Source organism: Paenisporosarcina sp. P4_D4 (assembly GCF_056401835.1).
Window position 1 is genome coordinate 1 of sequence record NZ_JBFUIO010000244.1, and the last position, 1950, is coordinate 1950.

The 1950-nt window shown below is 36.1% G+C and carries 2 protein-coding genes and 1 pseudogene; 2 read left to right on the forward strand and 1 reads right to left on the reverse strand.

The annotated features are described in order from the left end of the window. Positions 1-50 precede the first annotated feature (50 nt). Positions 51-425 (reverse strand): transcriptional regulator, encoded by a 375-nt coding sequence (locus AC1DSL_RS17640; RefSeq protein WP_477533229.1) that lies wholly within the window; start codon positions 423-425, stop codon positions 51-53. 406 nt (positions 426-831) lie between these two features. On the opposite strand from AC1DSL_RS17640, the gene AC1DSL_RS17645 reads away from it, so the two are divergent. Together AC1DSL_RS17645 and AC1DSL_RS17650 are read left to right on the forward strand one after the other, a co-directional pair. Next, entirely contained in the window at positions 832-1524 is a 693-nt protein-coding gene (locus AC1DSL_RS17645) for an ABC transporter ATP-binding protein (RefSeq protein ID WP_477533230.1), read from the forward strand. After that, positions 1521-1950: pseudogene (locus tag AC1DSL_RS17650) on the forward strand (hypothetical protein); the annotation flags it as partial. The gene AC1DSL_RS17645 and the pseudogene AC1DSL_RS17650, both read left to right, overlap by 4 nt.

Below are 1950 nucleotides of genomic sequence, written 5' to 3' on the forward strand. Positions count from 1 at the left end.
GTTCAAGACATAAAAAAAGAGCAACGGTTTTGAATGCTCTTTTCGTCATCCTATTCTATTCGTAATAACTCTTTTCCATCTGTAAGCCAGGCCTTTAYCTTTTGGTGGTCGGACTGTAACTGTTCATAATCTAGTTTCAGTTTTTCATATGCTTTTGCCAACTCATCATATGATGTAATGGCTTGTTGTATATGACTGTGAACTTCATTGGGTTTAATTCGGTTCAGTTTTTGTATATTGTATTGTTTTCGCAATGTTTTATTCCACCGGAACCCACATGCCTGCCTTGTGCGGCCAAGGATTGTTGCGGCTTCTACAAAAGCTTGTAGTTGTGTTTTCCCTTCACGCACAAAGGTTAAGACTCTGTCTGCCAGTACTTTATCATCTTCTACCGTCCAACTATCTTTTCTCTTCTTCTCGTCCAAACAATCACCCCCATTTTTTAATACTATATGCGAGAGTAGAGAGAATTTTACCATATTCATTTAACTCAACTTAATTCCCCCAACGCCTTCACTAAAATGAGAAGACCCCAATGATTTTGTAGTCTTTATAAAAAAGATTGGTTATTTTAGTGGTTCTCCTTCAACTAAAACAATTCACGCGTAGAACAAAGACATTTATCAAATATACGATGAAATTCTTCTAAACTTTTTCTCTAGGTTACTCTGTTTATTAGCAAAAAGGATTCTATTATCAATGTATATTTGTTATATTTAGAATAAATAGAAATAACATTTTTTTCTACAAAGGGATTTTATTTGAAATTACAAGGAATTATCTTGTTACAAATTTCCCAGCAAACAGACCAAATTAATAAGGAGGCTTCATTTGAATAACACAATTGAATGTCGATCAATGACAAAAGTTTTTAAAGGCGATGGCATAGAAACCTATGCATTAAAAGAATTAAATTTAACACTCAAGGAAAGCGACTTTATTTCAATTATTGGGCCATCAGGTTCGGGGAAGTCGACTTTATTAAGCATTATTGGAACACTTGATATACCTTCTGGTGGAGAAATTCTTTATGGAGAACAGCCTGTTCACAAAATGAACAATAAAGAATTGGCAGATTTTCGCTTTGAAAACATTGGTTTCATATTTCAACAGTTTCATTTGATTCCAACCATGACGGCATTAGAGAATGTATTGTCGCCTCTTTTTGGTAGAAAGGTTAGTTACAATAAAAAAGAGCGAGCGACACAAGTTTTGGAACAAGTTGGACTTACAGACAAAATGAACTCTCTCCCTTCACAACTATCAGGTGGACAGCAACAAAGAGTTGCCATAGCTAGGGCGTTAGTTCATAAACCTAAATGGCTATTGGCAGATGAACCGACAGGGAATCTAGATACAGATACCGGGGAAACGGTTTACCAACTATTGGTGTCCTTAAATCAAAGTAAACAATGTGGGTTGATTTTGGTTACACATGATTCTACTCTAGCTGATCGAGCAAATACGAAAGTGGAGATGCGAGACGGAGAAATTATATCCGTTAGTCAGAGGCAACCTGTATGATACCTTTTATGATGAAGCAGCTGGTTCGCAATAAAGATCGACTTATTCTTTCTGTGATTGGCGTGATGTTAATTAGCAGTGTGCTCATTTATCTGTTCAGTTTAACGGAAACAACAAGAGGAACGGTTAATAATCAACTGCAAAAGAAGTGGGAAAGCGCCTATGATCTTGTTATCACCCCATCAGGTTCCATTTTCAATGAAGATAACCTGATGGAACCTAACCACTTAAATGGAATTAATGGAGGCATCAGCTACGATCAATACGAAAAAATCAAGTCGATGAACGATGTAGCGGTTGCAGCACCTGTTTCAGTTTTGGGCTATACCACATTAGGAATAACTATGAAAGAAAAATTTAAAACAAGCGACAAGGGTATCTATAAGTATAGAATCACAGAGACATATAATGATGGTTTATCCAAAA